Annotated in this window: 26 protein-coding genes and 1 tRNA gene; 12 read left to right on the forward strand and 15 right to left on the reverse strand. The window is 64.3% G+C overall.

Annotated elements, in window-relative coordinates:
- Positions 1-95 precede the first annotated feature (95 nt).
- Positions 96-1,592 (forward strand): AMP nucleosidase, encoded by a 1,497-nt coding sequence (locus tag ACVW17_RS22700; RefSeq protein ID WP_456797891.1) that lies wholly within the window; start codon positions 96-98, stop codon positions 1,590-1,592.
- A gap of 78 nt (positions 1,593-1,670) precedes the next feature.
- On the opposite strand, the gene ACVW17_RS22705 is transcribed toward ACVW17_RS22700, so the two are convergent.
- Positions 1,671-2,300 carry a glutathione binding-like protein gene (locus ACVW17_RS22705; protein WP_456797892.1) on the reverse strand — a complete coding sequence of 210 codons (630 nt, stop codon included), beginning with the start codon at positions 2,298-2,300 and terminating at the stop codon, positions 1,671-1,673.
- A gap of 11 nt (positions 2,301-2,311) precedes the next feature.
- Complete coding sequence (locus ACVW17_RS22710) at positions 2,312-2,905, reverse strand: cysteine hydrolase family protein (protein ID WP_456797893.1); 594 nt, start codon at positions 2,903-2,905, stop codon at positions 2,312-2,314.
- 127 nt (positions 2,906-3,032) lie between these two features.
- Here ACVW17_RS22710 and ACVW17_RS22715 point away from each other — a divergent pair, with 127 nt between their 5' ends.
- From ACVW17_RS22715 to ACVW17_RS22725, 3 genes are all read left to right on the forward strand, one after another.
- Positions 3,033-3,872 (forward strand): LysR family transcriptional regulator, encoded by an 840-nt coding sequence (locus ACVW17_RS22715; protein WP_456797894.1) that lies wholly within the window; start codon positions 3,033-3,035, stop codon positions 3,870-3,872.
- 379 nt (positions 3,873-4,251) lie between these two features.
- Positions 4,252-4,318: transfer RNA gene (locus tag ACVW17_RS22720), tRNA-Arg, on the forward strand.
- 337 nt (positions 4,319-4,655) lie between these two features.
- On the forward strand, positions 4,656-5,807 hold the full coding sequence (locus ACVW17_RS22725; RefSeq protein WP_456797895.1) for an SPFH domain-containing protein: 1,152 nt from the start codon (positions 4,656-4,658) through the stop codon (positions 5,805-5,807).
- 77 nt (positions 5,808-5,884) lie between these two features.
- Here ACVW17_RS22725 and ACVW17_RS22730 read toward each other — a convergent pair whose 3' ends face one another.
- From ACVW17_RS22730 to groES, 3 genes are all read right to left on the reverse strand, one after another.
- Positions 5,885-6,184 (reverse strand): GIY-YIG nuclease family protein, encoded by a 300-nt coding sequence (locus ACVW17_RS22730; RefSeq protein ID WP_456753991.1) that lies wholly within the window; start codon positions 6,182-6,184, stop codon positions 5,885-5,887.
- 176 nt (positions 6,185-6,360) lie between these two features.
- On the reverse strand, positions 6,361-8,001 hold the full coding sequence (groL, locus tag ACVW17_RS22735; protein WP_353701484.1) for a chaperonin GroEL: 1,641 nt from the start codon (positions 7,999-8,001) through the stop codon (positions 6,361-6,363).
- Positions 8,002-8,045: 44 nt separating this feature from the next.
- A complete protein-coding gene (gene groES, locus ACVW17_RS22740) occupies positions 8,046-8,360 on the reverse strand; it encodes a co-chaperone GroES (RefSeq protein ID WP_050422292.1) in 315 nt (104 codons plus the stop codon).
- A 393-nt stretch (positions 8,361-8,753) separates the two neighbouring features.
- Between groES and ACVW17_RS22745 the strand changes: the two genes are divergently transcribed.
- Together ACVW17_RS22745 and ACVW17_RS22750 are read left to right on the forward strand one after the other, a co-directional pair.
- On the forward strand, positions 8,754-9,044 hold the full coding sequence (locus ACVW17_RS22745) for an usg protein (RefSeq protein WP_074127572.1): 291 nt from the start codon (positions 8,754-8,756) through the stop codon (positions 9,042-9,044).
- Between the two features lie 157 nt (positions 9,045-9,201).
- A complete protein-coding gene (locus tag ACVW17_RS22750) occupies positions 9,202-9,756 on the forward strand; it encodes a cupin domain-containing protein (RefSeq protein WP_456797896.1) in 555 nt (184 codons plus the stop codon).
- Positions 9,757-9,842: 86 nt separating this feature from the next.
- Here ACVW17_RS22750 and ACVW17_RS22755 read toward each other — a convergent pair whose 3' ends face one another.
- Positions 9,843-10,409: a TetR/AcrR family transcriptional regulator gene (locus ACVW17_RS22755; RefSeq protein WP_456756505.1), complete on the reverse strand. Its 567-nt coding sequence runs from the start codon at positions 10,407-10,409 to the stop codon at positions 9,843-9,845.
- 203 nt (positions 10,410-10,612) lie between these two features.
- On the opposite strand from ACVW17_RS22755, the gene ACVW17_RS22760 reads away from it, so the two are divergent.
- Positions 10,613-11,797 (forward strand): alpha/beta fold hydrolase, encoded by a 1,185-nt coding sequence (locus tag ACVW17_RS22760; RefSeq protein ID WP_456753994.1) that lies wholly within the window; start codon positions 10,613-10,615, stop codon positions 11,795-11,797.
- On the opposite strand, the gene ACVW17_RS22765 is transcribed toward ACVW17_RS22760, so the two are convergent.
- On the reverse strand, positions 11,794-13,053 hold the full coding sequence (locus ACVW17_RS22765; RefSeq protein WP_456797897.1) for a NupC/NupG family nucleoside CNT transporter: 1,260 nt from the start codon (positions 13,051-13,053) through the stop codon (positions 11,794-11,796). The two genes, ACVW17_RS22760 and ACVW17_RS22765, sit on opposite strands and share 4 nt — an antisense overlap.
- Positions 13,054-13,169: 116 nt before the next feature.
- On the opposite strand from ACVW17_RS22765, the gene ACVW17_RS22770 reads away from it, so the two are divergent.
- Positions 13,170-14,393 (forward strand): MFS transporter, encoded by a 1,224-nt coding sequence (locus ACVW17_RS22770; RefSeq protein WP_456753996.1) that lies wholly within the window; start codon positions 13,170-13,172, stop codon positions 14,391-14,393.
- A gap of 443 nt (positions 14,394-14,836) precedes the next feature.
- Here ACVW17_RS22770 and ACVW17_RS22775 read toward each other — a convergent pair whose 3' ends face one another.
- From ACVW17_RS22775 to ACVW17_RS22805, 7 genes are all read right to left on the reverse strand, one after another.
- Complete coding sequence (locus ACVW17_RS22775; RefSeq protein WP_456753997.1) at positions 14,837-15,598, reverse strand: SDR family oxidoreductase; 762 nt, start codon at positions 15,596-15,598, stop codon at positions 14,837-14,839.
- A gap of 14 nt (positions 15,599-15,612) precedes the next feature.
- The gene (locus tag ACVW17_RS22780) at positions 15,613-16,374 is read right to left on the reverse strand and encodes a peptidase (RefSeq protein ID WP_456797898.1); all 762 of its coding nucleotides are present in this window, start codon (positions 16,372-16,374) and stop codon (positions 15,613-15,615) included.
- A gap of 109 nt (positions 16,375-16,483) precedes the next feature.
- Positions 16,484-16,906: a carboxymuconolactone decarboxylase family protein gene (locus ACVW17_RS22785; protein WP_456753999.1), complete on the reverse strand. Its 423-nt coding sequence runs from the start codon at positions 16,904-16,906 to the stop codon at positions 16,484-16,486.
- A 117-nt stretch (positions 16,907-17,023) separates the two neighbouring features.
- The gene (locus tag ACVW17_RS22790; protein WP_456754000.1) at positions 17,024-18,004 is read right to left on the reverse strand and encodes a TIR domain-containing protein; all 981 of its coding nucleotides are present in this window, start codon (positions 18,002-18,004) and stop codon (positions 17,024-17,026) included.
- Positions 18,005-18,094: 90 nt separating this feature from the next.
- Positions 18,095-18,937 (reverse strand): transglutaminase family protein, encoded by an 843-nt coding sequence (locus ACVW17_RS22795; protein WP_456754001.1) that lies wholly within the window; start codon positions 18,935-18,937, stop codon positions 18,095-18,097.
- Positions 18,938-19,151: 214 nt separating this feature from the next.
- On the reverse strand, positions 19,152-20,099 hold the full coding sequence (locus tag ACVW17_RS22800) for an alpha-E domain-containing protein (RefSeq protein ID WP_456754002.1): 948 nt from the start codon (positions 20,097-20,099) through the stop codon (positions 19,152-19,154).
- Between the two features lie 8 nt (positions 20,100-20,107).
- Complete coding sequence (locus tag ACVW17_RS22805; protein ID WP_456754003.1) at positions 20,108-21,526, reverse strand: circularly permuted type 2 ATP-grasp protein; 1,419 nt, start codon at positions 21,524-21,526, stop codon at positions 20,108-20,110.
- Positions 21,527-21,751: 225 nt separating this feature from the next.
- Here ACVW17_RS22805 and ACVW17_RS22810 point away from each other — a divergent pair, with 225 nt between their 5' ends.
- The 3 genes from ACVW17_RS22810 (at position 21,752) to ACVW17_RS22820 (ending at position 23,769) form a co-directional block, all read left to right on the forward strand.
- Positions 21,752-22,504: a competence/damage-inducible protein A gene (locus ACVW17_RS22810; protein WP_456754004.1), complete on the forward strand. Its 753-nt coding sequence runs from the start codon at positions 21,752-21,754 to the stop codon at positions 22,502-22,504.
- Between the two features lie 6 nt (positions 22,505-22,510).
- Positions 22,511-23,038 (forward strand): xanthine phosphoribosyltransferase, encoded by a 528-nt coding sequence (gpt, locus tag ACVW17_RS22815; RefSeq protein WP_212015266.1) that lies wholly within the window; start codon positions 22,511-22,513, stop codon positions 23,036-23,038.
- Between the two features lie 107 nt (positions 23,039-23,145).
- Positions 23,146-23,769, forward strand: a complete 624-nt coding sequence (locus tag ACVW17_RS22820) for a hypothetical protein (protein WP_456754005.1) — start codon at positions 23,146-23,148, stop codon at positions 23,767-23,769.
- A 16-nt stretch (positions 23,770-23,785) separates the two neighbouring features.
- On the opposite strand, the gene ACVW17_RS22825 is transcribed toward ACVW17_RS22820, so the two are convergent.
- On the reverse strand, positions 23,786-24,808 hold the full coding sequence (locus tag ACVW17_RS22825; protein WP_456754006.1) for a methionine synthase: 1,023 nt from the start codon (positions 24,806-24,808) through the stop codon (positions 23,786-23,788).
- Between the two features lie 99 nt (positions 24,809-24,907).
- Between ACVW17_RS22825 and ACVW17_RS22830 the strand changes: the two genes are divergently transcribed.
- On the forward strand, positions 24,908-25,612 hold the full coding sequence (locus tag ACVW17_RS22830) for a glutathione binding-like protein (RefSeq protein ID WP_456754007.1): 705 nt from the start codon (positions 24,908-24,910) through the stop codon (positions 25,610-25,612).
- Positions 25,613-25,648: the final 36 nt, after the last annotated feature.

Below are 25,648 nucleotides of genomic sequence, written 5' to 3' on the forward strand. Positions count from 1 at the left end.
CGGCCGGCGCCGATCTGGAATTGGAGGCCGTTGTCGCTATACTGCACTGATCCAGGGGAGTCCCGACTCGACAACGGATCTGGTGCAAAGCGAACATGTCTCCGACGTCCGCCATCGAAACTCCACCGCCGATCACGACCGAAGCGTTCACCGATGCTGCGGCCGCTGTTGCCCGTCTCGAAGAGATCTACGAGCGCAACACCGGTTTCCTGCGCAGCCGCTTCGAGGCCTATGTCAATGGCGCCGTGATCACGACACGGGTGCGCGCGCATTATCCGTTCGTCCGCATCACAACCTCGTCGCATGCACGGCTTGATTCCCGGCTTGCCTACGGCTTTGTCGCAGGGCCCGGCATCCATGAGACCAGCATCACCCGGCCGGATATTTTCCGGACCTACCTCACCGAGCAGATCGGGCTGCTGATCAAGAACCATGGCGTGGCGGTCGAGATCGGCGAGTCCGGCGAGCCGATACCGATCCACTTTGCTTACCGGCGCGACATCAATATCGAGGCGGCGCTGACCATCGCCGACAGCTCGGCGTTCACCCGGTCGCTGCGTGACCTCTTCGATACCCCGGATCTCGCCGCGATGGACGATGCGATCGCCGACGGGACGCTCGAATTGACGCCGGGCATGCCGGAGCCGCTGGCGCTGTTCCGCGCGGCGCGGGTCGATTACTCCTTGCGCCGGCTCTATCACTACACCGGCACCGATCCCGAGCATTTCCAGAATTTCGTGATCTTCACCAACTACCAGTTCTATGTCGATGCCTTCGCGCAATCGAGCCTGCAACGTCTTGCCTCGGGGGAGCAGGACATCGAGGCGTTCGTCGCGCCGGGTAACGTGATCACGCGCAGCGCGCGGCTCGGCGGCGGCACCATCGGGACCGCATCCGACCGGGTACCACAGATGCCGGCGTTTCATCTCGTCGAGCCCGGTTATCGCGGCATCACCCTGATCAATATCGGGATCGGTCCGTCCAATGCGCGCAACATCACCGATCACGTCGCGGTGCTGCGGCCGCATGCCTGGCTGATGATCGGGCATTGTGCGGGCTTACGCAACACGCAGCGGCTCGGCGACTACGTGCTGGCCCACGGCTATGTTCGCGAGGATCACGTGCTCGATCACGAGCTGCCGCTATGGGTGCCGATCCCCGCGCTCGCGGAGATGCAGGTCGCGCTCGAGGAGGCGGTCGGCGAGGTGACCGGGCTCACCGGCTTCGAGCTCAAGCGGCTGATGCGCACCGGCACGGTCGCCAGCGTCGACAACCGCAACTGGGAGATCAGCGGGCGGCAGGTGATCCGGCGTATGTCGCAATCGCGCTCGATCGCGCTCGACATGGAATCGGCGACGATCGCCGCCAATGGCTACCGCTTCCGCGTGCCCTACGGCACGCTGCTCTGTGTCTCCGACAAGCCGCTGCATGGCGAGATCAAGCTGGCGGGGATGGCGAGCGAATTCTATCGCCAGCGCGTCGGCCAGCATCTCCAGATCGGGCTGAAGGCGCTGGAGCGGCTGAAGCAGCAGGAATCCGAACGCCTGCATTCGCGCAAGCTGCGCAGCTTCGCCGAGGTTGCGTTTCAGTAGAGCATGATCCGGAAAAGTGCGAAGCGGTTTTCCGATAAGATCATGCTCAAACATAAGCTAAAGCGCGGACGCGCGGCGTCACGCCGCAACGCTCTTCCACAATTGTATCTCGATGCCGACCGCGGCCTTGACCTGCGGCCGCGCCTGGATGCGCGAGAGATAGGCAGCCAGTGACGGCCATTGCGCGACGTCGACACCGGCGGCGCGGAGCAGCAGCAGCGCCCAGGCGAGGTGAGCGTCCGCGACCGTGAAGCGGTCGCCGACCAGAAATTCGCGGTGGGCGAGATGCTCAGACGGCACCGACAAGGTTTGGCCGATCCTGGCGCGCGGCTTGGCAAGCGAGGCGTCATCCTTGTACCAGAAGGTCGGAAACAGGAAGCCCTTGTGGATCTCGGCGCCGATGAAGCTCAGCCACTCCTGCAGCCGATAGCGATCCGGATCGCCCGGTTGCGGTGCCAGGCCGAGCTCGGGCTTGAGGTCGGCGATGTATTGCAGGACCGCCGCGCTCTCCGTCAGGCGTTCGCCGTTCTCGAGCACCAGCACCGGTACCGCGCCCTTCGGTGCGACCGCGCGGAAGTCGCCGTCGTCCTCCAGCACCTTCTTGGTCCAGAGCTGAACGAGGTGGTAGCGCGCCTCGATCCCGGCCTCCATCAGTGCGATCCGGCTGGCCAGCGAGCAGGCCATCGGCGAGAAATAGAGCTGGAGCATGGCGATGTCTCTCAGGCGAGGGCGTTGCCGCGGGCGATGATCGCGAAGCGGTCGGACAGCTCGGCCAGCGCGACGTCGTGGACGAGTTTTGCGGCGATCGTGCCGCCTTTGCCGTCGGGCAGGTCGCGGGTGGCGCAGCTGTCGGCGTCGATGGCGGTGCGGAAGCCGAGATCGAGCGCGGCGCGGGCGGTCGAGCTGACGCACATATGGGTCATGAAGCCGGCGAGCACGAGCTCCTTGCGGCCGGTCGCAACAAGCTGCGCGTTGAGGTCGGTGCCGGCGAATGCGTTCGGCAATTGCTTCTCGATCACGATCTCGCCCGGCCGCGGCGCCAATGGTGCGACGATCGCGCCACGCTCCGCGCTGCGGTCGAACAGGCTGCCCGGCGCTCCCTTGTGCGCGATGTGGATGATTTTGGCGCCGCTTTCCCGCGCGCGGTTGAGCAACGCGGCGGCGCGCGCGATCGCCGGATTGGCGTCCGGCAGGGCCAGGGGACCTGCGAGATATTCGTTCTGGATGTCGATCAGCACCAGGCAGCTGTCGCCGAGGCGGGGCGGGGTGAGGTCGATGCCGGCAAGCTGCATCAGCGTTTGGGCTGCGGTCATGGTCCTGAGGTCTCCAGCGGATACGTGTTGCGAAATATAGCCGTGCAGCGGCCTGCCGTTATGCAGGGATATTGCAGCCGGTGGCTGCGTTATTGCAGGCACGCCCGGTGCGATGTAGCCTGACGTCATGAACTGGGACGACCTTCGCATCATCGCGGCCGTCAGGGACGAGGGCACCTATGCCGGCGCCAGCGCGCGGCTGCGGATCGACGAGACCACAGTCGGCCGCCGGCTGGCGCGGATCGAACGCGCGCTCGGGCTGCGGCTGTTCGAGGCGGCCGACGGCGTCCGCAGGCCGACCCGGCAATGCGACGTCGTGCTCGCGCATATCCAGGCGATGGCCGCGCATGCCGAGGAGATCGGCCGGATCGGCGAAAGCCTGCCGGGTCCGGTCGGCCGCCTGCGCATCGCCTCCACCAACGCGATCGCGGAAGAAGTGCTGGCGCCGCGCACCAGCACTCTGCTGCGCGCCAATCCCGGCCTGACGCTGCAATTTCTGACGTCGAGCGACAATGTCAAATTCTCGCGCTGGGAAGCCGATCTCGCGATCCGCCTGCGCAAGCCCGACAAGGGCGATTTTGCGATCTCGAAGCTCGCCGAGGTCAGGCTGTATTTCTTCCAGCCGGTCGCGGCGCCGGCGGGCGAGGCGGTGACATGCGCCTATCCGGACGAGCTCGGCGCTATACCGGAGATGCAGTTCCTGCGCGCCAAGCGGCTTCGCGCGCGCTGCGTCACCGACAATGTCCGCATCATTCACAAATTGATCCAGTCGCATCACGCGGTCGGCGTGCTGCCGGAGCATAGTTGTGTCGACCTGCTGACCGATCGCCGGCTGCGCGCCACGCTGCTGCCGAAGCGGCGCGACGTCTGGCTGCTGGTGCAAAGCCATCTCAAGCGCGACGCGGCGACCCGCATCACCATCGACTGGCTGCGCGGCTGCTTCCAGGACGTCGCGCGCAGCGGGTGAGGTGGCGGCAGTCTCTCCACCCGTCATTCCGGGGCGCGCGAAGCGCGAGCCCGGAATCCATTTCTCCGCAAGCGATGCGGCCTGATGGATTCCGGGCTCTCGCTTCGCGAGCCCCGGAATGACGAGGTCACAGGGGGCGCCACTTCGCACAACGCCACGAAAAAATCACACGCGGCCCTCTTGCAACCCGGACGTGCTTCGTTTATTAGCCCGCTCCTTCGCTTCGGCCATGGGTTCGGGCTCGCTGAGATCCCGACTGGCGCGTGCCGCTCTGCGGTGTCGTGTTCCGCCGAAATGAAGATCACGAGAATGAAGCTCATGGGCGAGCGTCGGGGCTGAAACCCCGAAGGTACCGGTTCGAATCCGACCTTCTCTCAAAGGATAGCTCAGTTAGGTAGAGCAGGTGACTACGAATCATCATGTCGCGGGTTCAATTCCCGCTCCAAGCGCTCCGTTCAGCCTGAAAGGCTGATACCTCTGAAGGGGACCGGACGCGCGCTTCAGTCGCAGTCCGGCCGTCTTGCCGCAAGGCTCTTCGTCCGAACATCGACACTGTGAGACCGGCTTTGCGCCGCGGTGGATACCGCTTGCGCCGATGCCGGGTGGCTCCGCTCGGCCGCGCGACCTTTGTCGCGCGAACGCGCGCGTGCGCCCGTCATTGCGCAAGCTCAAGCCACGGCCCGCTTGGCTGACAGGAAGCCGCGTTCGCGTCCTCACGTCCTTTGCAAAACCGAAACCCGCTCTCCGGCCCATGGGCCTGAGCGCAACACTGGAGGCGTGCCAATGACCTGGCATATCTTGACGACCAAGTTGACGGTGAAGGATGGCGAGCGCGCGTTGCTGACGCGTGACGGCCGGCTGACGCAGGTGCTCGGTCCCGGACGTCACCGCCTGTTCGATCCCTTGCATGGGCTCAAGGCCGAGCTGTTCGGCGTCGTGCGGAGCGAATTCCCTGCGGATCGCTATGCGGTGATCAAGGCCGCGCGGCCCGATCTGGCCGACGAGCTGTTCGAGGCGATCGAGACCCGCGCGAACGAGATCGCGATCGTCAGCCTCGACGGCCGACCCGTTCAGCTGATGACGCCCTGGCAGACGCGCGTGTACTGGAAGGTCGCGACGTCGGTCGAGGTCGAGCGCATCGACGTGACGGATGACATCAGGGTCACGGCGCGCCATCTTGCGATGATCCAGCCCAACCGGGCCGGCGTCATCACCGAGGCGGTGGTCGAGAACCACGAGGCCGGTCTGCTCACCGTCGAGGGCAAGCTCATCGAGCGGCTCGCGCCCGGCCGGCACGCGTTCTGGATCGCGGGCCGCAAGATCGAGGTCAAGCGCCTCGACCTGCGTCCCCAGGCGATCGAGATCACGGCGCAGGAGATGCTGACCAAGGATCGCATCGCGCTGCGCGTGACGCTGACCGCGTTCCGCCGGATCGTCGATCCCGAGCGGGTCGTGGCAACGGTGCCCGACGTGGATGCGTGGCTGTATCGTTTGGTGCAGTTCGCGATCCGCGAGGCGGTGGCCGGCCGTACGCTCGACGAGGTGCTGTCTGCGAAAACCGCGCTCGACGAGGAGCTTCGGGACTACGTCCGCGGGCGTGTCGCGGAGTCCGGCGTCGAGGTCACCGAGCTCGGCGTCAAGGACGTGATCCTGCCCGGCGAGATCCGCGAGCTGGTCAACAAGGTGGTGGAAGCGGAGCGGGTCGCGAAGGCCAACCTGATCCGCCGGCAGGAGGAGACCGCGGCGACGCGTTCGCTCCTGAACACTGCCAAGCTGATGGAGGAGAACCCTCTGCTGCTGCGGCTCAAGGAGCTGGAGTCGCTCGAGCGTCTGGTCGAGAAGGTCGGCCGCATCGACCTGCATGCCGGCGACGGCCAGGGCCTCGATGCGCTGCTGACCAAGCTGGTCCGCCTCAAGGCGCCCGAGAGCGCGTAACAAGAAGGGGCCGCCCACGGGCGGCCCTTCGATTTCGTCATTCCGGGGCGCGACGAAGTCGCGAGCCCGGAATCCATTCATCCAATGTGTCCGGCGGCGATTTCGGGGTACAAATCGATCCACTGGGGATTTTTTTCTTCAATCAATCTGATCTTCCAATCTCGTCGCCACTTCTTCAATTCCTTTTCACGCGCGATCGCCGTCAGTGCATCATCGTAGACCTCGAACCAGACGAGCTTGTCGACGGCGTATCGTTTCGTGAAGCCGGCAACTGCCTTGCTCTTATGCTCATGGATGCGACGAACGACGTCGTTCGTCACGCCGAGATAGAGCGTACCGTATTTATCGCTAGCGAGGAGATAGACGTAATAGGCCATGAGCAAGCGGGGGAATGGATTCCGGGCTCGGCGCTGCGCGCCGCCCTGGAATGACGAGGGAGTTTTGCCCGGCTCCGGGGGTAAGGCAACAGGGACTGTTACTCCCCTCAAAAACAAAAACCCCGGCATCGCTGCCGGGGTTTTGCATTTCGTGGATTGCCTTGAGTGGCCGGACCTTAGAAGTCCATGCCGCCCATGCCGCCGCCCGGAGGCATCGCGGGGCCGCCGGCGTTCTTCTTCGGCAGCTCGGCAACCATGGCTTCCGTGGTGATCAGGAGCGCAGCAACCGAGGCCGCGTTCTGGATCGCGGTACGGACGACCTTGGTCGGGTCGATGATGCCCTTCTTGACCAGGTCGGCGTAGTCGCCGGTCTGGGAGTCGAAGCCGTGATTGTAGGTCTTGTTCTCCAGGATCTTGCCGACGATGACGGAGCCGTCCTCACCGGCGTTGATCGCGATCTGGCGAGCCGGAGCCGACAGCGCCTTGCGCACGATCTCGACGCCGGTCTTCTGGTCGTCGTTCTTGGTGCGCAGGCCCTTGAGCTGCTCGGAGGCACGGAGCAGGGCGACGCCGCCGCCCGGGACGATGCCTTCCTCGACAGCCGCACGGGTCGCATGCATCGCGTCATCAACGCGATCCTTGCGCTCCTTCACCTCGACTTCGGTCGCGCCGCCGACGCGGATCACCGCGACGCCGCCTGCGAGCTTGGCGAGACGCTCCTGCAGCTTCTCGCGGTCGTAGTCCGAGGTGGTCTCCTCGATCTGCGCCTTGATCTGGGCAACGCGGGCGTCGATGTCGGCCTTCTTGCCGGCGCCGTTGACGATCGTGGTGTTTTCCTTGTCGATCATCACTTTCTTGGCGCGGCCGAGCATCTGCAGCGTGACGTTCTCGAGCTTGATGCCGAGGTCTTCCGAGATGGCCTGGCCGCCGGTCAGGATCGCGATGTCCTGCAGCATGGCCTTGCGGCGATCGCCGAAGCCCGGAGCCTTGACGGCCGCGACCTTCAGGCCGCCACGCAGGCGGTTGACGACGAGGGTGGCGAGGGCTTCGCCTTCGACGTCTTCAGCGACGATGACCAGCGGCTTGCCGGTCTGCACCACGGCCTCGAGCAGCGGCAGCAGCTCGTTCAGTGAGGAGAGCTTCTTCTCGTTGATGAGGATGTAGGCGTCGTCCATCTCGACGCGCATCTTGTCGGCGTTGGTGACGAAGTAGGGCGAGATGTAGCCGCGGTCGAACTGCATGCCCTCGACGACGTCGAGCTCGGTCTCGAGCGACTTGGCTTCCTCGACCGTGATCACGCCCTCGTTGCCGACCTTCTTCATGGCGTCGGCGAGGAACTTGCCGATCTCGGCATCGCCGTTGGCCGAAATGGTGCCGACCTGGGCGATCTCCTCGTTCGAGGTGACCTTCTTCGAGTTCTTCTGGAGGTCGGCCACGACGGCCTCGACCGCGAGGTCGATACCGCGCTTCAGATCCATCGGGTTCATGCCGGCGGCGACCGACTTGGCGCCTTCCTTAACGATCGCCTGGGCGAGCACGGTCGCTGTGGTGGTGCCGTCGCCGGCCGCGTCAGCGGACTTGGAGGCGACTTCGCGCACCATCTGGGCGCCCATGTTCTCGAACTTGTCCTCGAGCTCGATCTCCTTGGCGACGGTGACGCCGTCCTTGGTGATGCGGGGAGCGCCGAACGACTTCTCGAGCACCACGTTGCGGCCCTTCGGACCGAGCGTGACCTTCACCGCGTTGGCGAGAACGTCGACGCCGCGCAGCATCTTGTCGCGCGCCTCGACGGAGAATTTGACTTCTTTAGCTGCCATCTGAGTTTTTCCTTGCGAGATTTAACCTGGGAGGGAGGGGGCGCTTAGGCCGCCTTCTTCTTGGAAGCGGGGACGTCGAGCACGCCCATGATGTCGCTTTCCTTCATGATCAGCAGGTCTTCGCCGTCGATCTTGACCTCGGTGCCCGACCACTTGCCGAACAGGACGCGATCGCCGACCTTGACGTCGATGGGGGTCAGCTTGCCAGTCTCATCGCGGCCGCCGGGGCCAACTGCGACGACTTCGCCCTGCGAGGGCTTTTCCTTGGCACTGTCCGGAATGATGATGCCGCCAGCGGTCTTCTCTTCGGCGTCGATACGCTTGACCACGACGCGGTCGTGAAGCGGACGGAATTTCATGCAGTCCTCCTAAACATTTGCAGATGCTGTAGATTTTTGGAGTGTTAGCAGTCCAGCCCAGCGAGTGCCAGACTGGCTGCGCAGGACATAGGCCAAGCCTTGACGGCGGGCAAGAGCCTCTAGCAGAAAAATTGGCACTCGTAAGTGTCGGCTGCCAGCAGGATGCCGAGATCATTTCGGCATGCTTAATGCCGCGCCGAGAGACCGGCGGGGCTATTAGCAGATGCGGTAAGCTGCTGCCAACGCACGAAATTTCAACAACCTATTAAACATTTGGGCTTGAGATGAGTTAGTCGCGTGCGTCACATTTCTCTCATGTGAGCGCATCCATGGCCGGTGGTCCGGCGGGGAGGTCGGCCACCATGTGAATGCGCTCCGTCACAGGAGGTTGGCATGGTCTCGCGAGTTGGTGGGGTTGTTTCCGACGATTTCCGGAAGCAGTTGCTGGGGTACGGGCTGACGACGGCGCAAATCCTCTATCGGATGCCGGATCACCCCTCATTGCTGCAGACCTATGTCTGGCAGAACTACGACCTGTTTCCGAAATTTCCGGCGCTGCAGGATTTCCTCGCCTTCTGGCAGCAGAAGCTCGAGGGCCCGCTGTTCTCGGTGACGGTGGCGCATTCCAAGCTGGTCAAGCCGGCCGAGCTGCGCGCAGTCGACGGCGTCTTCCGGCTGCATTGAAGATCAGTAGCTGAGGATTAGGGTGGGGAAAGCGACAGCGTGCCCACCATCGCGAGCACGCCTGGAATGGCGGGCACGGCGTTCACGCGCCTTTGCCCGCCCTACGTTGCGAGACTTGTGTTAGCTTCCTGCCATCAAGCACGACGGGAGGCGAACAATGGCCAAGAAGACGGCATCGAGATCCGCAGCCAAGACCGCGGTGAAGAAGAAATGGACCGGGCTCGGCGCCGGCGCCAAAAAATCATCCGCGCGCAAGACCATCAAGTCCAAGGGCCGCGTCTCGGCGGCGAAGAAGAGCGCGCCGAAATCAGCGAGCAAGGCGCGGCCGAAGCAGCGCGTCGCGATCAGCCATCACCGCGAAGAGGATTTCAAGGCCGACGGACTGCGCGCCTACGCCAAGTATCGCGACCTCGGCATATCGGCAGCCTCGCATGGCCTCGCGCAGGCGCATGTGATCCGGTTGCAGGGACCGTGCAATCCGGATGAAGTGTCGAAGCTGCACTTCCACGATGTGGACTTCCAGATGGTCTATGTGCTCAAGGGCTGGGTGAAGACCTACATGGACGGCGAGGGCGAGACGCTGATGAAAGAAGGCAGCGCCTGGACCCAGCCGCCGCGTATCAAGCACATGATCCTGGATTATTCCGATGACGTCGAACTGCTGGAGGTGATCCTGCCGGCAGAGTTCAAGACGGTGGAGTTGAAGGCCTGATCGTCATTCCGGGGCGCGCGAAGCGAGAACCCGGAATCCCATGGATTCCGGGTTCTCGCTTCGCGCGCCCCGGAATGACGGGGGACTCACAGCCTCTGGACACTCACCTCCGCCAGCGCCTCGAAGATCGCCGGCGTGCGTTCCAGGCGCGCGATGGTTCGCGCGCCTTCGAGGGCGGCGACCAAGGCGGCTGCGGTTGAGGATGCGCGCGCGGGAGTGAAACCGCACCCCCTGAAATGCTCCGCGATGATCTCGGTCGAATCGACAAATCCGCGCGCCACCCGTTTTGTCAGCTCGGCATCGAGCGCGGGCAGCTCATTCGCCAGATTTTGCATCAGACATCCATACTGGAAATCAGAGGCGACCATTTCGGCGGCGAATGTGCGGAAAATCTCAAGAACAAACTTCAGGGCATCGCCCGCCGTGTTCGCCGAGATGTCCCGCAACACAGCCATTCTGCTTGCGACGTAATGATCGATCGCTTCTTCCGCGAGCTGCGCCTTGCCGCGCGGAAAGTGAAAGTAGAACGATCCCTTGGGCGCACCGCTCTCTGCAATGATCTGGGTCAATCCAGTCGCGGTGTAGCCCTGGATGCGAAACAGCCGTTCGGCCGTGGCAATCGCGCGCGCGCGGGCGTCAGTCTTACGTGGCATGCCGTCAAGATAAACCGTTTCGCTTGACGTCGCTATGGTGATCGCCATACTATGGCGATCACCATAGAAGAGGTCCAGTGATGCCCCTCGACCGAATCCGAAGCCAGAGAGCGTCCCGACGAGCCGTCCTGGCGATGGGGGCGGCCGGCCTGGTCGCGGCCTCGCTTCGAGCGGCCCGCGCAAACCCCACAGGAGGAGCTGACTTGACCCAACCAACCTACGGCGAGGGAACGCTTCCCAAGGGTGTCCGCTCGCGCATGATCCACGGGGTCAACGGCCTCGATGTCCATCTTCTCGAAGCCGGTTGCGAAAGCCCCGGCCGGCCGCTGGCTCTGCTGCTGCACGGCTTTCCGGACTTGGCTTTCGGCTGGCGGCACCTGATCCCAATCCTGGCTGACGCCGGCTACCATGTCGTGGCGCCCGATCAGCGCGGTTTTGGCCGTACCACCGGTTGGGTGAACGACTATGACGCCCCGCTGCAGCCGTTCAGCCTCTTGAACATGACGCGCGACGCCCTCGGCTTGGTTTCGGCGCTGGGGTATCGGCGCACGGCAATGCTGGTCGGACACGACTTCGGCTCGCCCGTGGCTGCCTATTGCGCGCTCGCCCGACCTGACGTCTTTCCCTCGGTGGTGCTGATGAGCGCCCCGTTCCCCGGACCGCCTTCGTTTCCGTTCAACATTGCGGACAGCGCGCCATCGCCGGCTCAGCCGAACACTGAAAATCAAAAGCTCGCGGACGCGCTGGCGGCGCTCGATCCGCCGAGACAGCATTATCAGCAATACCTGAGCTCACGGGCGGCGAACGATGACCTGTGGCATCCCCCTCAAGGTCTACACGCGTTTCTTCGCGCATTCTTCCACGTCAAGAGCGCTGACTGGCCCGGAAACAAGCCGCATCCGTTGCAGGCGCCAACCGCCCCTGAACTTGCACAGATGCCGACCTATTACGTGATGGATCTCGGCAAGACGATGTCCCAGACCGTCGCTCCATTCCAGCCTTCTGCCGCCGAAGCCTCGGCCTGCAAATGGCTCACCGAGCCGGAGCTTGGCGTCTACACCGAGGAGTATGGCCGCACCGGGTTTCAAGGTGCCCTCATGGCTTATCGTGTCTTCTCCGATCCTGACCTGAACGCTGAGTTGCGCCTGTTCTCGGGCAGGACGATCGATGTCCCGTCGCTGTTCATCGGCGGGACGAGCGATTGGGGCACCTACGCGGCGCCGGGCACGCTCGATCTGATGAGGACGAAGGCGACGACGCGGATGCGTGACATCGAACTGATCGACGGCGCCGGTCACTGGATCCAGCAGGAGCAGCCGGATCGGCTCGGCGCACTGCTGCTCGCCTTCATCAAGGAGGCGGGTGGGGCGGATCACGCCAGCCGCTAAGTCGGTGACGTCATCGCCCCCACGATCGCGCCCATCAGGCAGGTCGTCAGCGTGCCCGACACGATCGACTTCAGCCCGAGCGCATTGATCTCGTCGCGCCGCCCGGGCGCCATGATGCCGAGGCCGCCGATCATGATGCCGAGGCTCGCGAAGTTGGCGAAGCCGCACATCGCATAGAGCATGATCAGCCGCGAGCGCGGATCGAGCGCGTCGGGACCGAGCTTCGACAGATCGACATAGGCGATCAGCTCGTTCAACACGGTCTTGGTGCCCATCAGGCTTCCCGCGGTGATCGCCTGCGGCCACGGCAGGCCCATCAGCCAGCACACCGGCGCCATCACGTAGCCGAGCAGCCGTTGCAGCGAGATTTTCGCGCCGCCGATCTCCGGCAGCAGGCCGATGATCTTGTTGGCGAGATAGACCAGCGCGACCAGCACCAGCAGCATCGCGATGATGTTCATCAGGAGCTCTAGCCCGGCGGCCGTGCCCTTCACGATGGCGTCCATCGTCGACGACACCTGGATATCGGGATTGTCGAGCGATCCGCCGGTGCGCTTGTCCGTCGTCTCCGGCACCATGATCAGGCTCACTAAAATCGCGGCCGGCGCGCCCAGCACCGAGGCGATGACGAAATGCGCGGCGGCATCGGGGATCAGCGGCGCCAGCAGCGTCGCGTAGAGCACCAGCACGGTGCCGGCGATCCCGGCCATGCCGCCGGTCATCACCAGAAACAATTCGCTGCGGGTGAGCTGCGCCAGATAGGGCCGGATGAACAGCGGGGCTTCCACCATGCCGAGGAAGATGTTGGCCGCGGTCGAGAGCCCGACCGCGCCGCCGACGCCGAGCGTGCGCTCCAGGATCCAGGCCATGCCGCGCACCACAGGCGGCAGCACCCGCCAATAGAACAGCAGCGTCGTCAGCACGCTCATGACCAGCACGATCGGCAACGCCTGGAAGGCGAGGATGAAGTCCGATCCCGGTGCCTTGGGATCGAACGGCGCCGGGCCGCCGCCGACATAGCCGAACACGAAGGCCGTGCCGGCGCGCGTCGCGGCGGCAATGGTCCCGACCGCATCGTTGATCGCGCCGAACGCCTGCGTCACCAGCGGCACCTTGATCAGCACCAGTGCGGTGACGATGGTGACGACGAGGCCGATCGCCGCCTGCCGCAGCGATACGAGGCTCCGATTCTCGCTCAGCGCCCAGGCGATCACGAGCAACGCCACCACGCCGAGCGCCGATTGCAACTGCAGCATCACGCCCCCAAGAACCCGCGCGCAATTATGGGCAGGGGCTTCGCGCAGCGCAATGCTGTTGCGCGTTCTCCGTCCCACCATTGACAAGTTGCAGGCGCTCGGCCACGCCATCATCCATGTCCTCCGCCACGCCGGCCCGCGCCCGCGATCTGCTCGGCCACAGACCCTTCCTGTTCTTCCTGTCGTCGCGCAGCCTGTCGCGCTTCTCCAGCCAGATCGGCGCGGTGGCGATCGGCTGGCAGATCTATGATCTGACCGGCAGCGCGTTCGACCTCGGCATGGTCGGCCTGGTGCAGTTCCTGCCGACCGCGCTGCTGGTGTTCGTCGCCGGTCACGCCGCCGATCGCTTCGAGCGCAAGCGCGTGGTGCAGGCCTGCCAGGTCGCGGAAGCGCTGACCGCATTGTTTCTCGCCGGAAGCACGTTTGCCGGCACCATCTCCGAGATCCAGATCTTCGTCGCGACCTTCGTGCTCGGCATCGCCGGCGCGTTCGAGAGCCCGGCGACCGCCGCGCTGCTGCCGTTGATCGCGCCGCAGGGATCGTTGCAGCGGGCGACCGCGATCTCGAGCGGCGCGGCCCAGGTCGCGACCATCACCGGTCCCGCGCTCGGCGGCTTTGCCTATGCGCTGATGCCGAGCGCGCCTTACGGGATCATGATGGTGTTCTGGCTGTTCGGCGCGCTGCTCACCGGCGGCATCGGCCGCTTGCAGCAGGCGCCGGTGAAGAACGGCGGCTCGTCGGACGATCTGTTTGCCGGCGTCACCTTCGTGCGCCGCAATCCCGCGATCCTCGGTACCATCTCGCTCGATCTGTTCGCGGTGCTGTTCGGCGGCGTCACCGCGCTGCTGCCGATCTATGCGCGCGACATCCTGCAGACCGGCCCGCTCGGCCTCGGCATCCTGCGCGCCGCGCCCGCGGTCGGCGCACTGCTCATGACGATGGTGTTGGCGCGGCACACCATCAACAGCCGCGTGGGATTGCGCATGTTCCAGGCGGTGATCGTGTTCGGCGTCGCCACCGTGGTGTTCGCGCTGTCGCACTGGATGTGGCTGTCGGCACTGGCGCTCGCGGTGCTCGGTGCCGCCGACACGATCAGCGTCGTGATCCGCTTCTCGCTGGTGCAGCTCGCCACGCCCGACGAGATGCGCGGCCGTGTCGGCGCGGTCAATTTCCTGTTCATCAATGCCTCGAACCAGCTCGGCCAGTTCGAGAGCGGCGTCACCGCGGCGTTGCTCGGCGCCGTGCCGTCAGCCGTACTCGGCGGCGTCGCCACGGTCGCGGTCGCGCTGCTCTGGATGAAGCTGTTCCCGACGCTGCGGCATGTCGAGAAGCTGGAGTAGGGGCGCCGCTCTTGCCACCCGTCATTGCGAGGAGCGAAGCGACGAAGCAATCCATTTTTCCCCGCGGGGATGCATGGATTGCTTCGCTTCGCTCGCAATGACGGTGATTGTGGCTAGAGTTCTGGATTGCACCTCGCCCCGCTTGCGGGGAGAGGTCGACGCGAAGCGGCGGGTGAGGGGACCCTCCGCGAGTTCGTCTCTCACCGTCCTCATGGAGACTTGCCCTCGCCGACCTTCCCCCGGCGCGCACAAAATTTCGGAATAATGGAAAATACAGCTGAGTTGCCCGACGTGTCAAGGTGCCCTATCGGGCGCTGGCAGCCGCCGGCTCCTTTGCATGGGGTTGTTTTCCATGTTTTGGCCGCGCCCCTGCGACGGCATCGCCGGGACGAGCCCAGCCATGCCGTCGCGTAGCCCTGGCGCAAGCGGGGAGCAGGGGAAGATCAGCCCCGGCCGACGAACGGCATCTTGGTGGCCATGACGGTCATGAACAGCACGTTGGCGTCGAGCGGCAGGCCGGCCATGTACGCGACGGCGTCGCCGACCGCCTTGGCGTCCATGCGCGGCTCGTGCTTGGTGGTGCCGTCCGGCTGCAGCACGCCGGGGCCGTTGACCATGCGGTCGGTCATCGGGGTCGCGGCGTTGCCGATATCGACTTGGCCGACCGCGATGTCATACATCCGGCCGTCGAGGTTTGAGGCCTTGGTCAGGCCGGTGATGGCGTGCTTGGTCGAGGTGTAGGCCGCCGAGAACGGCCGCGGTGCATGCGCCGAGATCGAGCCGTTGTTGATGATGCGGCCGCCGCGCGGGGTCTGGTCCTTCATGATGCGGAAGGCGTGCTGGGTGCACAGGAACGGCGCGGTGAGGTTGGTGTTGACCACGGCCTGCCACTGCTCGAGCGGCAGGTCCTCGAAATGCACCGGCGGCGCGCCCATGCCGGCATTGTTGAACAGCACGTCGAGCCGGCCGTAGGTCGCCTTCACCTTGTCGAACAGGGCGGCGATCGCGGCCGGGTCGGCCATGTCGGCGGTGACGCACAGGCTCTTGCCGGCGGGGCCGAGCTTGGCGGTCTCCTCCAGCATCTCCAGGCGGCGCCCGACCAGCACCACGGTGTAGCCCTTGTCCATCAGAGCGAGCGACGCGGCGCGTCCAACGCCGGTGCCGGCACCGGTCACGAGTGCGATCTTGCTGGTTGCCTCAGTCATCTCCGAGTTTCCTCTTAGTTGGTTTTTGCTTCGGTTTCGTTCTTGTAGGGCGGGCGTGGAATGTTCTGGTGCGCGGCGCGCAGCGCCGCCGACCAGCGCGAGCGCAGATCGTGGAAATAGGGCTCGCCGGCCTCGATGCGGTGGTTGAGATCGGCCACGCAGGCGTCGGCGCGCACCACCAGCACGTCGATCGGCAGGCCGACGCCGAGATTGGATCGCATCGTCGAATCCATCGAGATCAGTCCGGTCTTGAGCGCCTCGTAGAGTTCGACGTCGTAATGCATGGCGCGGTCGAGCACCGGCTTGCCGTATTTGTGCTCGCCGATCTGCAAGTAGGGCGTGTCGGTGGTGCATTCGATGAAGTTGCCGGCGGTGTAGACCATGAACAGGCGCATCCGCGAGCCCTGGATCTGGCCGCCGAACAGGAACGAGACGTCGAAGGAGATGTCCTCGGAGCGCAGCGCGTCGCCCTCGGTGGCATGCACCGAGCGGATCGCGCGGCCGATCCGCTGCGCCGCCTGGAACATGGTCGGCGCATTCATCAGCGTCTCGAGCTCGCCGGTGTCCGGATTTTCCATGCCCTCGGTCAGGGTCGACAGGACAGACTGGCTGATCGCGAGATTGCCGGCGCTGGCGATCGCCATGATGCGCTCGCCGGGCTTTTCGAAGATGTGCAGCTTGCGGAAAGTCGAGACGTTGTCGAGGCCGGCATTGGTGCGGGTATCGGCGATCATGACGAGGCCGTCGCGCACCAGAATTCCGCAGCAATAGGTCATTTCCGGTCCCCAACGATCCGCATGTCTCGGCGGGGAAACGTGTAGCCAATTTCGCGGATGCATCCAACCCCAATTCCCCGGGAACGCTGCGCGTTCCGGAGCAAGGCGGTCAGGAGTCCAGCGTTGGTCCCCGTGCATCGACCAGGAACGCCTCGTCCACTGGGACGCCGAGCCCGGTGACCAGCCGGTTGGTCTCGGCAGCCATGCCGACGATCGCGAGCATTTCGTGATACTCGGCCTCGGTCATGCCTTTGGCGCGGGCGGCCGCGGTGTGCGAGTGAATGCAGTAGCTGCAGCCATGGGCGATCGAGACGGCGACATAGAGCATCTCCTTGACCTTCGGATCGAGCGCGCCCGGTGCCATGACTTGTTTGATGCTCTCCCAGGTCCGCCGCAAGGTCTTCGGGTCATGCGCGAGCGCACGCCAGAAATTGTTGATGAAGTCCGACTTCCGCGTCGTGCGGATGTCGTCAAACACGGCGCGGGCGTCCGCCGAGAGTTCATTGTCTGAAAGGAGTTTCACGGTTGCCATCGCTTATCTCGCTGGTCGGGTGCGGAGCCGCGATCATAGCATGCTCGCATCATGGTCATATCGGGTGCACCGCAGGGCCAGCCCGCGATTGCAAGGTGCAGGCGGAACAAGGAGGGATCACGCGAGCGCGCGCTTCTTGGCTCGCTTCAGCGGCACATGGCTGGAGAGCGCCATCCCTTGCAGGTCGCGCAAGATTCGTTCGCTGTTTGGCTCTATGAGCGCCCTAAGCTGCTCGAAGCAGTCCTTGTATTTACGTGACGAGATTTCATCGTCCTGGTCTGGCCATGGATTCTGGATGTTTCCGGGCTTGCCGAAATACTCTCCGATCGTGTGCGTCTTGGATTCTGGAAAATACTGTTTGTAGTCTGCGCTGGCGCACAGGATGAGATCGGCTTCGTCCGCCAGGGCGGGGTAGCGTTTTCTCACGCGATGGTTCTCGAGAATGTCTTCCCCGAACGCCTTGCTTACGATCGAACGCGCACTCTTTGATGCGCCTTGTCTTTCGCCAAAGATCGCGGCCAGGGACATGACGCTGAGGTCGAACGGCAGCGTACGCCCCTTGAAGGCGTTGAGCAGGATGGCCTTGCTCATGGCGCACCGGCACGTGCCGCCGTGGCTGACGAAGACAACGAGCTTCTCGGAAGGGCGTTTCGCGAGCCCCTGGTCGCGCAGCCATTCGACAACGGCCTTTGTGGTGGTCTTCTTTACGTTCTTCGGATCGAACGTTCGATACAGGTGGCCAAGCAGATCGGTAGGCAGGCTTGCAAGAGTGCGATCTTTCAGCAGCAGGACACCGGCCTTGCGTGCGAGCATGTAACCTGTCTCGATGAGCACATTCTTGTTGATGCCGGACTTGGTCCGGTCATCGACAATCGCGATGGCGTGGGAACAGGAATCCATGTCTTTCTGCAGGCTTTCCCACAGGGTCGCCGCGCTCTGTCGATCGTCGGCGCGGACCGTTGCGATGCCATAGCGATCGAGAACGTCACCAATGGTGTCCGCCAGAATCTTGTAGGTCGGCGTGAGGGCAAACGGCATGATCAGGAAGACGCGATGTCCGGTGCCGACCATGTGTGAGAAGTTGGCGTCTCGCAACATGCCACGTCTCCTTGTGCCGACGATCGAATTGGCGTCGGCTTTCCAGGAAATCCACCTCTGTCTTTAACCGAGGGATGGTCGCCGGGCAACTTAGGATTGCGATTGGCTCTGCCACTGTCCGGGACGTCCGGCCTGGTCGACCTTGACCGCGACCGTCAGCGTCTCGTTGCCGCCGCCATAGCGGGTGCCGCGGACAGGGGCGGCGCCGAGATAGTCGAGGCCGATCGCGACGCGGGCATGGGCGTCCGTGGTGCAGATGCCGTTGGCGGCATCGAAGCCGACCCAGCCCAAGTCTGGCACGAAGGCCTCCGCCCAGGCGTGACCGGCCTGCTGGTTCACCATGCCGTCGGAGCGCAGGAAGTGACCGGAGACGAAGCGCGCCGGAACGCCGCCGGCACGCGCGCAGGCGATCAGGATGTGGGCGTAGTCCTGGCAGACACCGCGCTTCAGCGCGAACGCCTCGGAGGCCGAGGTGGCGCTGTTGGTCGGGTCCTCGTCGAAGGTCATATGCTCGTAGATCTGCACCATCAACGCATGCAGGAAGCCGAGCACGTCGCTGTCGGCCTCCGTGCGCAGCTCGCGCACGAACGCCGTCATCGCCGGGTTGAGGTCGGTCAGCGGCGTGGGGCGCAGGAACAGGCTCGGCGGAAACCGCTCGTCGCTACCCTTCAGCACGCCGCCGGTGTCTTGGGTCTCGACCAGGCCTTCGCAATGGATCGTGAGGTCGGTGATCGAACCGTGCGTCAGCACATGGGTGACGTTGCCGAAGGCGTCCTCATGGGTGTCGAGCCGGGAATCGGTCGAGACGTCGATCTGCCAGTCGGCGACATACTGGCCGTCATGGCTACCCGGCGTCATCCGCAGAATCTGGATCACGCCCGAGGCCGCCGGCTCGTAGCGATAGGTGGTGGTATGGGCAATCCGCAGGCGCATGTCGCGTTTCCAGTAGGTCAGATCGGAGCTGGCAGCAACGGTATTTTACCTCTCCCATCGGGAGAGGTCGAATTGCGAAGCAATTCGGGTGAGGGGCTAAGCTCCCTCGATAGACCGAACTCCCTCACCCGGATCGCAAAACGCGATCCGACCTCGCCCTTCGGGAGAGGTGAAGACAGTGCCCGCGGACGGTGCCGATTTCACGACTTTTACTCTAGATCAGATACTGCTTGGTGATGATCTCACCCAGCCTGGAGTTATCCGCGATGAATTCCTGGATGAACTCGTGCACGCCGTGCTGGAAGATGTCGTCCATGTGGCTGTGCTCGAGCCGGTTCCTGATGCCGCGGGCGTGACGCTGGGAAGCGCCCTGGCGGCCATAGGCGACGCCGATCTGGTCCAGATTGCGCACCAGGTTGCTGTAGCAGCTCGCAAGCGAGCGCGGCAGCGTGTCGTTGAGGATCAACAGGTCGGCGATCAACCAGGGTTTCAGGGTTTCCCGGTAGACCCAGTGATAGGCCGTGGTGGCCGACACCGAGCGCAGGATCGAGGTCCACTGGTAGTAATCCAGCGGGCCACCGACATGCTCCTCCTCCGGCAACAGCACATGATACTTCACGTCGAGAATGCGGGCAGTGTTGTCGGCGCGCTCGAGATGCACGCCGAGCCGCGAGAACCAGTAGGCGTCGTTGCGCAGCATGGTGCGATAGGCCGAGCCGTCGAAGCGCAGCGAGGTCTCCTGCACGAAGCGCAAGAATTTCGCCAGCTCCTCGCGGCTGCCGGTGCCGCCCTTGCTCCAGACGGCCTGCAACTCGATCCACGCCGAGTTGATGGTGTCCCACATCTCCGACGTCAGCGCTGTGCGGACCGAGCGCGAGTTGAGCCGTGCCGCCTCGATGCAGTTCTTGATCGAGGAGGGGTTCTCCGAGGAGAAGGAGAGATATTCGACGACGTTCTGCTGGTTGGCTTCCTGGTAGTGATCGTAGAACGCTGCGCCGACTCCGGCGGTGAGCAGCGCGGAATCCCACTCATTGGTTTTGCCGACATAGGCCGCCGGCAGCGCGGTGACGCGCAGCGTGGCGTCGATCGTGCGCGCGAGATATTCGGCGCGTTCGACGTAACGGGCCAGCCAGAACAGGTTTTCAGCGGTGCGCGACAGCATGCTTTCAACTACTCACTCAGTATCCAGGTGTCCTTGGTGCCGCCGCCCTGGCTCGAATTGACCACCAGCGAGCCTTCCTTCAGCGCCACCCGCGTCAACCCGCCGGGCACGATGGTGGTGTGGCTGGAGCCGGTCAGCACGAACGGACGGAGGTCGACATGGCGCGGCGCGAGACCCTTGTCGGTGCAGGTCGGGCAGGTCGACAGCGCCAGCGTCGGCTGGGCGATGAAGCCCTCCGGCTCGCGCTTCAGCTTGTCGCGGAACGCCTCGATGGTCGCCTTGGTGGCGGCCGGCCCGATCAGCATGCCGTAGCCGCCCGAGCCGTGCACCTCCTTGACCACGAGGTCGGCGAGGTTGTCGAGCACGTAAGACAGATCCTGGGCTTCGCGGCAGCGCCAGGTCTGCACGTTCTTCAGGATCGGCTCCTCGCTGAGATAGAACTTCACGATGTCGGGCATGTAGGAATAGATCGCCTTGTCGTCGGCGATGCCGGTGCCGACCGCATTGGCGAGCGTGATGTTGCCGGCGGCGTAGGCCGACATCAGCCCGGGCACGCCGAGTGCGGAATCCGGACGGAAGGTGAGGGGATCGAGGAAATCGTCGTCGACGCGGCGGTAGATCACGTCGACCCGCTTCAGCCCCTCCGTGGTGCGCATGAACACCTCGTCGTTCTTGACGATGAGATCGCGCCCTTCGACCAGCTCGATGCCGAGCTTGTCGGCCAGGAACGAGTGCTCGTAATAGGCGGAGTTGTAGACGCCGGGTGTCATCAGCGCGACCGTCGGTTCGGCGGAGGCGCTGTGCGGCGCCACCGACCGCAGCGCCGACAGCAACTCGTCCGGATAGCGCTCGACCGGTGCCACGCGGTGCCGCGCGAACAGGTCGGGAAACAGCCGCATCATGATCTCGCGGTTTTCCAGCATGTAGGACACGCCGGACGGCGTCCGCGCATTGTCCTCCAGCACGATGAAATTGTCCGGATCGGTGCGGATGATGTCGATGCCGGCGATGTGGACATAGATGTCGTGCGGCACGTCCTGGCCGTTCATCTCCGGACGGAATACCGGATTCTGGAAGATCAGGTCTTCGGGGATGACGTTGGCGCGCAGGATGTCGCGGCCGTGATAGACGTCCTTGAGGAACATGTTGAGCGCGAGCACGCGCTGCTTCAGGCCCTTTTCCAGCAACGTCCACTCGGTTGCGGACATGATGCGCGGAATGACGTCGAACGGGATCAGCCGCTCCTGGGCTTCGGAATCGCCATAGACCGCGAAGGTGATGCCGATCCGGCGGAACAACAGCTCCGCTTCCTGGCGTCGATATTCGAGCGCATCCGGCGGCGTCTCTTTGAGCCAGCGGGAGAGCTCCTGGTAGGCCGGGCGAAGGTCCTCGCCGAGGCCGTTCATCTCATCGAACGCGACTGCCATATATCCCGACTGCCCTCCCAAGCCATGTGACACAGTGCATGACTTGATGGGATGGTAGCAAGGGGCGGGCCAGCGCGATATGCATTGGCCTGTGGCATTTGCTAAGGGTGAGGCGGAAGGCCTGCCCGAAAAACCGGCTGAGGTCTGCTTAATTCGGCGGCAAAACCCCGTGACATCAAGGCATTGGATCGGCAATGTCAGGGGATCAAGTTAGGGAATGAGACCATGAGCGAGATCGTCACGGCGGGGATATTGGTGATCGGAGACGAGATCCTGTCCGGCCGGACCAAGGACAAGAATATCGGCTTCATCGCCGAATACCTGACCAATATCGGCATCGACCTCAAGGAGGTCCGCGTCGTCGCCGACGAGGAGGCCGACATCGTCGCCGCCCTTGACGCGCTGCGGCATAGGTACACCTACGTATTCACGACGGGCGGCATCGGGCCGACCCATGACGACATCACCGCCGACAGCGTGGCGAAGGCGTTCGGCGTCGATATCCACCATCACCCCGAGGTGGTGGCGCGGTTCAGGGAGCGCTGGAGCGAGCAGGACCTCAACGAGGCGCGGCTGCGGATGGCCCGGGTGCCCGACGGTGCCGAGCTGATCCAGAGCGCGACCATCCTGGCGCCGGGCTTCAAGCTCGGTAATGTCATCGTGATGGCCGGCATCCCGACCATCATGCAGGCGATGATGGACATCGTGGCGCCGACCCTGAAATCCGGGGTGCGGATGCTGTCGGACTCGGTCCGCGCCGACGCGCGCGAGGGCGATATCGGCGGCCCGCTGCGGGCGATCGCGGAGGCGAATCCCGACACCATCATCGGCAGCTATCCGTTCCAGGACGAGAATCAGAAGCCGAACACCAATCTGGTGGTCCGCTCGCGCGATCCGGAGAAGCTTGCCGCGGCGATGGCCGCGGTGAAGGAGATGCTGAAGCAGGTGCAAGCCGCGCAGAAGAAGCCGGCGGGTTGAAGCGATATGGTCGAGCGAAATTCTGAACCGAGTGCGCAGGAACGGGCCGGCAGGCCGTTCCCGGTCTCGTGGGATCAATTCCATCGGGACTGCCGGGCGCTGACCTGGCGGCTGAATGAAGTGGGCCCGTTCCATGCGGTGGTCGCGATCACCCGCGGCGGGCTGGTGCCGGCAGCGATCGTGGCGCGCGAGCTCGGCTTGCGGGTGATCGATACGGTCTGCGTTGCCAGCTACGATCATGACAAGCAGGGCGACCTGAAAGTGCTCAAGGGCATTTCGGAGCAGACCGCCAAGCTCGGCGGCGGCACCGGCAAGGGGCTGTTGATCGTCGATGACCTCGTCGATACCGGCAAGACCGGCAAGCTGGTGCGCGAGATGCTGCCCGACGCCCATTTCGCAACCGTCTACGCCAAGCCCAAGGGCCGGCCGCTGGTCGACACCTACATCACCGAGGTGTCGCAGGACACCTGGATCTTCTTCCCCTGGGATACCGCGCTGTCGTTCCAGCCGCCGATCAGGGATGGGGCGGCGTGAGCTTGCCGTCATTCCGGGGCGCGAAGACGCGAACCCGGAATCTCGAGAGTCCGGGTCTGGCCCTTCGGACCATCCCGGAATGACGTGATGGACATCGGACTCGCGCCATGCCCCTGCAGAACCGCGTCGCTCCGTCAGGCGACATCGTCGCCACACACCATCGCGGCACCTTCACCGGCAACCGCGGCATCATCCACGATCCCGCGACACGGACGCTGTTGAACAAGCGCTGGTCGTCGCCGGCGTGGCTCACTTGCGTCTGCGAGTTCAGGGGACGGCGGCGTGAGGTGATGCGCCGGCAGAGCTGGACCGAGCTGTTCTTTCTCGATGAAGCGACCGCGTTCGCGGCCGGACACCGGCCCTGCTTCTACTGCCGCCGCGACGACGCCAACCGGTTTCGCGCCGCATGGGAGCAAGGCAACTCCACGAGCGATCTCAGCGCCAAGGCGATGGATGCGGTGCTGCACGCCGAGCGGCTCGACCGCGGCAGGAAGCGGCTGCATCCGTTGCCGTTGCCGCTCGCCGAACTTCCCGATGGCACGATGGTGCTGGCGAACGGCGAGAGCTTTCTCGTTACGGCCGGCACCACGTTGCGCTGGTCCTTTGCCGGTTACAGCCGGGCCGACGTAGCGGAGGCCGCGATGCTGCTGACGCCGCCGTCGACCGTCCGTGCATTTCAGTCCGGCTATCGGCCGGTGCTGCATCCGAGCGCGGCGGCTGCGCTTGGCTGAGCCGCCGTCGCTGTGCTTACGCCAGCCGCTGCCGCGCCAGCTTCGCGCCCGCACCGAGCGCGATCAGCTTGGCTTCGGCAATATCCCGCCGCATCGGCGCCATGCCGCAATTGGTGGTCGCGATGATGTTGGCCTTCGGCACGTGCTTGGCGACCGCCTCGATCACCTTGACGACATCTTCCGCGGTCTCGATTTCGTCGCTGGCGACGTCGATCACGCCGGCCTGCACGATCTTGCCGGGGAGGGCGGCGAGCAGCTCGATCGGCACCTTCGAATTGCGGCATTCGATCGCGACCTGCTGGATCGTGCTCTTGTCGATGACCGGAAAGGTCTCCTCGTACTGCCGCCACTCGCCGCCGAGCGTCTGCTTCCAGTCGGTGTTGGCCTTGATGCCGTAGCCGTAGCAGATGTGCACGGCGGTCGCGCAAGTGAGCCCCTCGGCGGCGCGCTCCAGCGCCTTGATGCCCCAGTCGCGCACCTCGTCCATGTAGACGTTGAACGCAGGCTCGTCGAACTGGATCATGTCGACGCCGTCGGCCTCCAACGCTTTTGCCTCTTGATTCAACAACTCGGCAAAGGCGAACGCCATCTTGACGCGGTCGCCGTAATATTGGTCGGCGATGGTATCGATGATTGTCATGGGACCTGGCAGGGTGAACTTCAGCCGATTCCTGGTATGGGCGCGCGCGGCACGCGCCTCGCCCTCATGGACGCGGCCCTTGAGCTGCAACGGCGCGACCACCTGCGGGACCATTGCCTTATAGCGGTCCTTGCGGATGCCCATCTCGACCTTGTGGGCAAAATCGATACCCTCGATCCGCTCTAGAAAGCCGTGCACGAAGTGCTGGCGCGCCTGCTCGCCCTCGGTGACGATGTCGACGCCGGCATCCTCCTGCAGCTTGACCGCAAGCACCGTGGCGTCGCGCTTGGCGCGGGCGAGCTCGGCGCCCTCCGACTTCCACGGTGCCCACAGCATGTTCGGCTCGGCGAGCCATTCCGGCTTCGGCAGCGAGCCTGCGATCGTGGTTGGAAACAGCATGGGTGCCTCCCGACGGGTTCTGATTGAGCGCCTGTGTGCCATGTCCTAGAGTGGAGGTACAGAACAACAAAAGTCTTTGTGATGGGAATAGGGACGCCGATGATCGACCTGCACTACGCGCCGACGCCGAATGGCTGGAAGATCTCGATCATGCTGGAGGAACTGGGGCTGCCCTATCAGGTGATCCCGGTGAACATCCGCGCCGGGGAGCAGTTTCGGCCCGAATTCCTGGCGATCAGTCCGAACAACCGCATCCCCGCGATCGTCGACCATCAGCCGGCCGACGGCGGCGGGCCGTTCTCGGTGTTCGAGACCGGCGCGATCCTGATCTATCTCGCCGACAAGACCGGCCGCTTCCTGTCCAGGGAGCTGCGTGCGCGGTCGAACGTCATCCAATGGGTGATGTGGCAGATGGGCGGCCTCGGGCCGATGCTCGGCCAGCACGGCCATTTCGCACTCTATGCCGCCGAGAAGATTCCCTATGCGATCGAGCGCTACCGCGACGAGACTGCGCGGCTCTATGGCGTGCTCGACCGTCAGCTCGGCAAGACCGGCGCCTATATCGCAGGCCCCGATTATTCGATCGCCGATATCGCCTGCTTCCCCTGGACCATGACCCACAAGGCGCAGGGTCTCACCCTCGACGATTACCCGAACATCAAGCGGTGGTACGCGACCGTGCGGGCGCGGCCACAGGTGCAGGCAGGGCTTGCGATCGGAAAATTCGTCAAGGAGCCGTTCGACGAGGAATCCCGCAAGAACATGTTCGGCCAGCGCGCGAAGGAGCTTGTCGAGAAGAAATGATTCGCTGTCATTCCGGGGCGGCGCGGAGCGACGAGC

The sequence above is a fragment of the Bradyrhizobium sp. USDA 4473 genome (assembly GCF_054063335.1).

Bases quoted from the DNA above. Each gene is read 5' to 3' on its own strand.
- ACVW17_RS22825 (WP_456754006.1), bottom strand. From the start codon at position 24,808: ATGCTGTTTCCAACCACGATCGCAGGCTCGCTGCCGAAGCCGGAATGG.
- ACVW17_RS22745 (WP_074127572.1), top strand. From the start codon at position 8,754: ATGGTCTCGCGAGTTGGTGGGGTTGTTTCCGACGATTTCCGGAAGCAG.
- ACVW17_RS22710 (WP_456797893.1), bottom strand. From the start codon at position 2,905: ATGACCGCAGCCCAAACGCTGATGCAGCTTGCCGGCATCGACCTCACC.
- groES (WP_050422292.1), bottom strand. From the start codon at position 8,360: ATGAAATTCCGTCCGCTTCACGACCGCGTCGTGGTCAAGCGTATCGAC.
- ACVW17_RS22730 (WP_456753991.1), bottom strand. From the start codon at position 6,184: ATGGCCTATTACGTCTATCTCCTCGCTAGCGATAAATACGGTACGCTC.
- ACVW17_RS22790 (WP_456754000.1), bottom strand. From the start codon at position 18,004: ATGTTGCGAGACGCCAACTTCTCACACATGGTCGGCACCGGACATCGC.
- ACVW17_RS22795 (WP_456754001.1), bottom strand. From the start codon at position 18,937: ATGCGCCTGCGGATTGCCCATACCACCACCTATCGCTACGAGCCGGCG.
- ACVW17_RS22755 (WP_456756505.1), bottom strand. From the start codon at position 10,409: ATGCCACGTAAGACTGACGCCCGCGCGCGCGCGATTGCCACGGCCGAA.
- ACVW17_RS22820 (WP_456754005.1), top strand. From the start codon at position 23,146: ATGCCCCTGCAGAACCGCGTCGCTCCGTCAGGCGACATCGTCGCCACA.
- ACVW17_RS22715 (WP_456797894.1), top strand. From the start codon at position 3,033: ATGAACTGGGACGACCTTCGCATCATCGCGGCCGTCAGGGACGAGGGC.
- ACVW17_RS22805 (WP_456754003.1), bottom strand. From the start codon at position 21,526: ATGGCAGTCGCGTTCGATGAGATGAACGGCCTCGGCGAGGACCTTCGC.
- gpt (WP_212015266.1), top strand. From the start codon at position 22,511: ATGGTCGAGCGAAATTCTGAACCGAGTGCGCAGGAACGGGCCGGCAGG.
- ACVW17_RS22725 (WP_456797895.1), top strand. From the start codon at position 4,656: ATGACCTGGCATATCTTGACGACCAAGTTGACGGTGAAGGATGGCGAG.
- ACVW17_RS22750 (WP_456797896.1), top strand. From the start codon at position 9,202: ATGGCCAAGAAGACGGCATCGAGATCCGCAGCCAAGACCGCGGTGAAG.
- ACVW17_RS22785 (WP_456753999.1), bottom strand. From the start codon at position 16,906: ATGGCAACCGTGAAACTCCTTTCAGACAATGAACTCTCGGCGGACGCC.
- ACVW17_RS22770 (WP_456753996.1), top strand. From the start codon at position 13,170: ATGTCCTCCGCCACGCCGGCCCGCGCCCGCGATCTGCTCGGCCACAGA.
- ACVW17_RS22800 (WP_456754002.1), bottom strand. From the start codon at position 20,099: ATGCTGTCGCGCACCGCTGAAAACCTGTTCTGGCTGGCCCGTTACGTC.
- ACVW17_RS22775 (WP_456753997.1), bottom strand. From the start codon at position 15,598: ATGACTGAGGCAACCAGCAAGATCGCACTCGTGACCGGTGCCGGCACC.
- groL (WP_353701484.1), bottom strand. From the start codon at position 8,001: ATGGCAGCTAAAGAAGTCAAATTCTCCGTCGAGGCGCGCGACAAGATG.
- ACVW17_RS22765 (WP_456797897.1), bottom strand. From the start codon at position 13,053: ATGCTGCAGTTGCAATCGGCGCTCGGCGTGGTGGCGTTGCTCGTGATC.
- ACVW17_RS22705 (WP_456797892.1), bottom strand. From the start codon at position 2,300: ATGCTCCAGCTCTATTTCTCGCCGATGGCCTGCTCGCTGGCCAGCCGG.
- ACVW17_RS22810 (WP_456754004.1), top strand. From the start codon at position 21,752: ATGAGCGAGATCGTCACGGCGGGGATATTGGTGATCGGAGACGAGATC.
- ACVW17_RS22700 (WP_456797891.1), top strand. From the start codon at position 96: ATGTCTCCGACGTCCGCCATCGAAACTCCACCGCCGATCACGACCGAA.
- ACVW17_RS22830 (WP_456754007.1), top strand. From the start codon at position 24,908: ATGATCGACCTGCACTACGCGCCGACGCCGAATGGCTGGAAGATCTCG.
- ACVW17_RS22780 (WP_456797898.1), bottom strand. From the start codon at position 16,374: ATGACCTATTGCTGCGGAATTCTGGTGCGCGACGGCCTCGTCATGATC.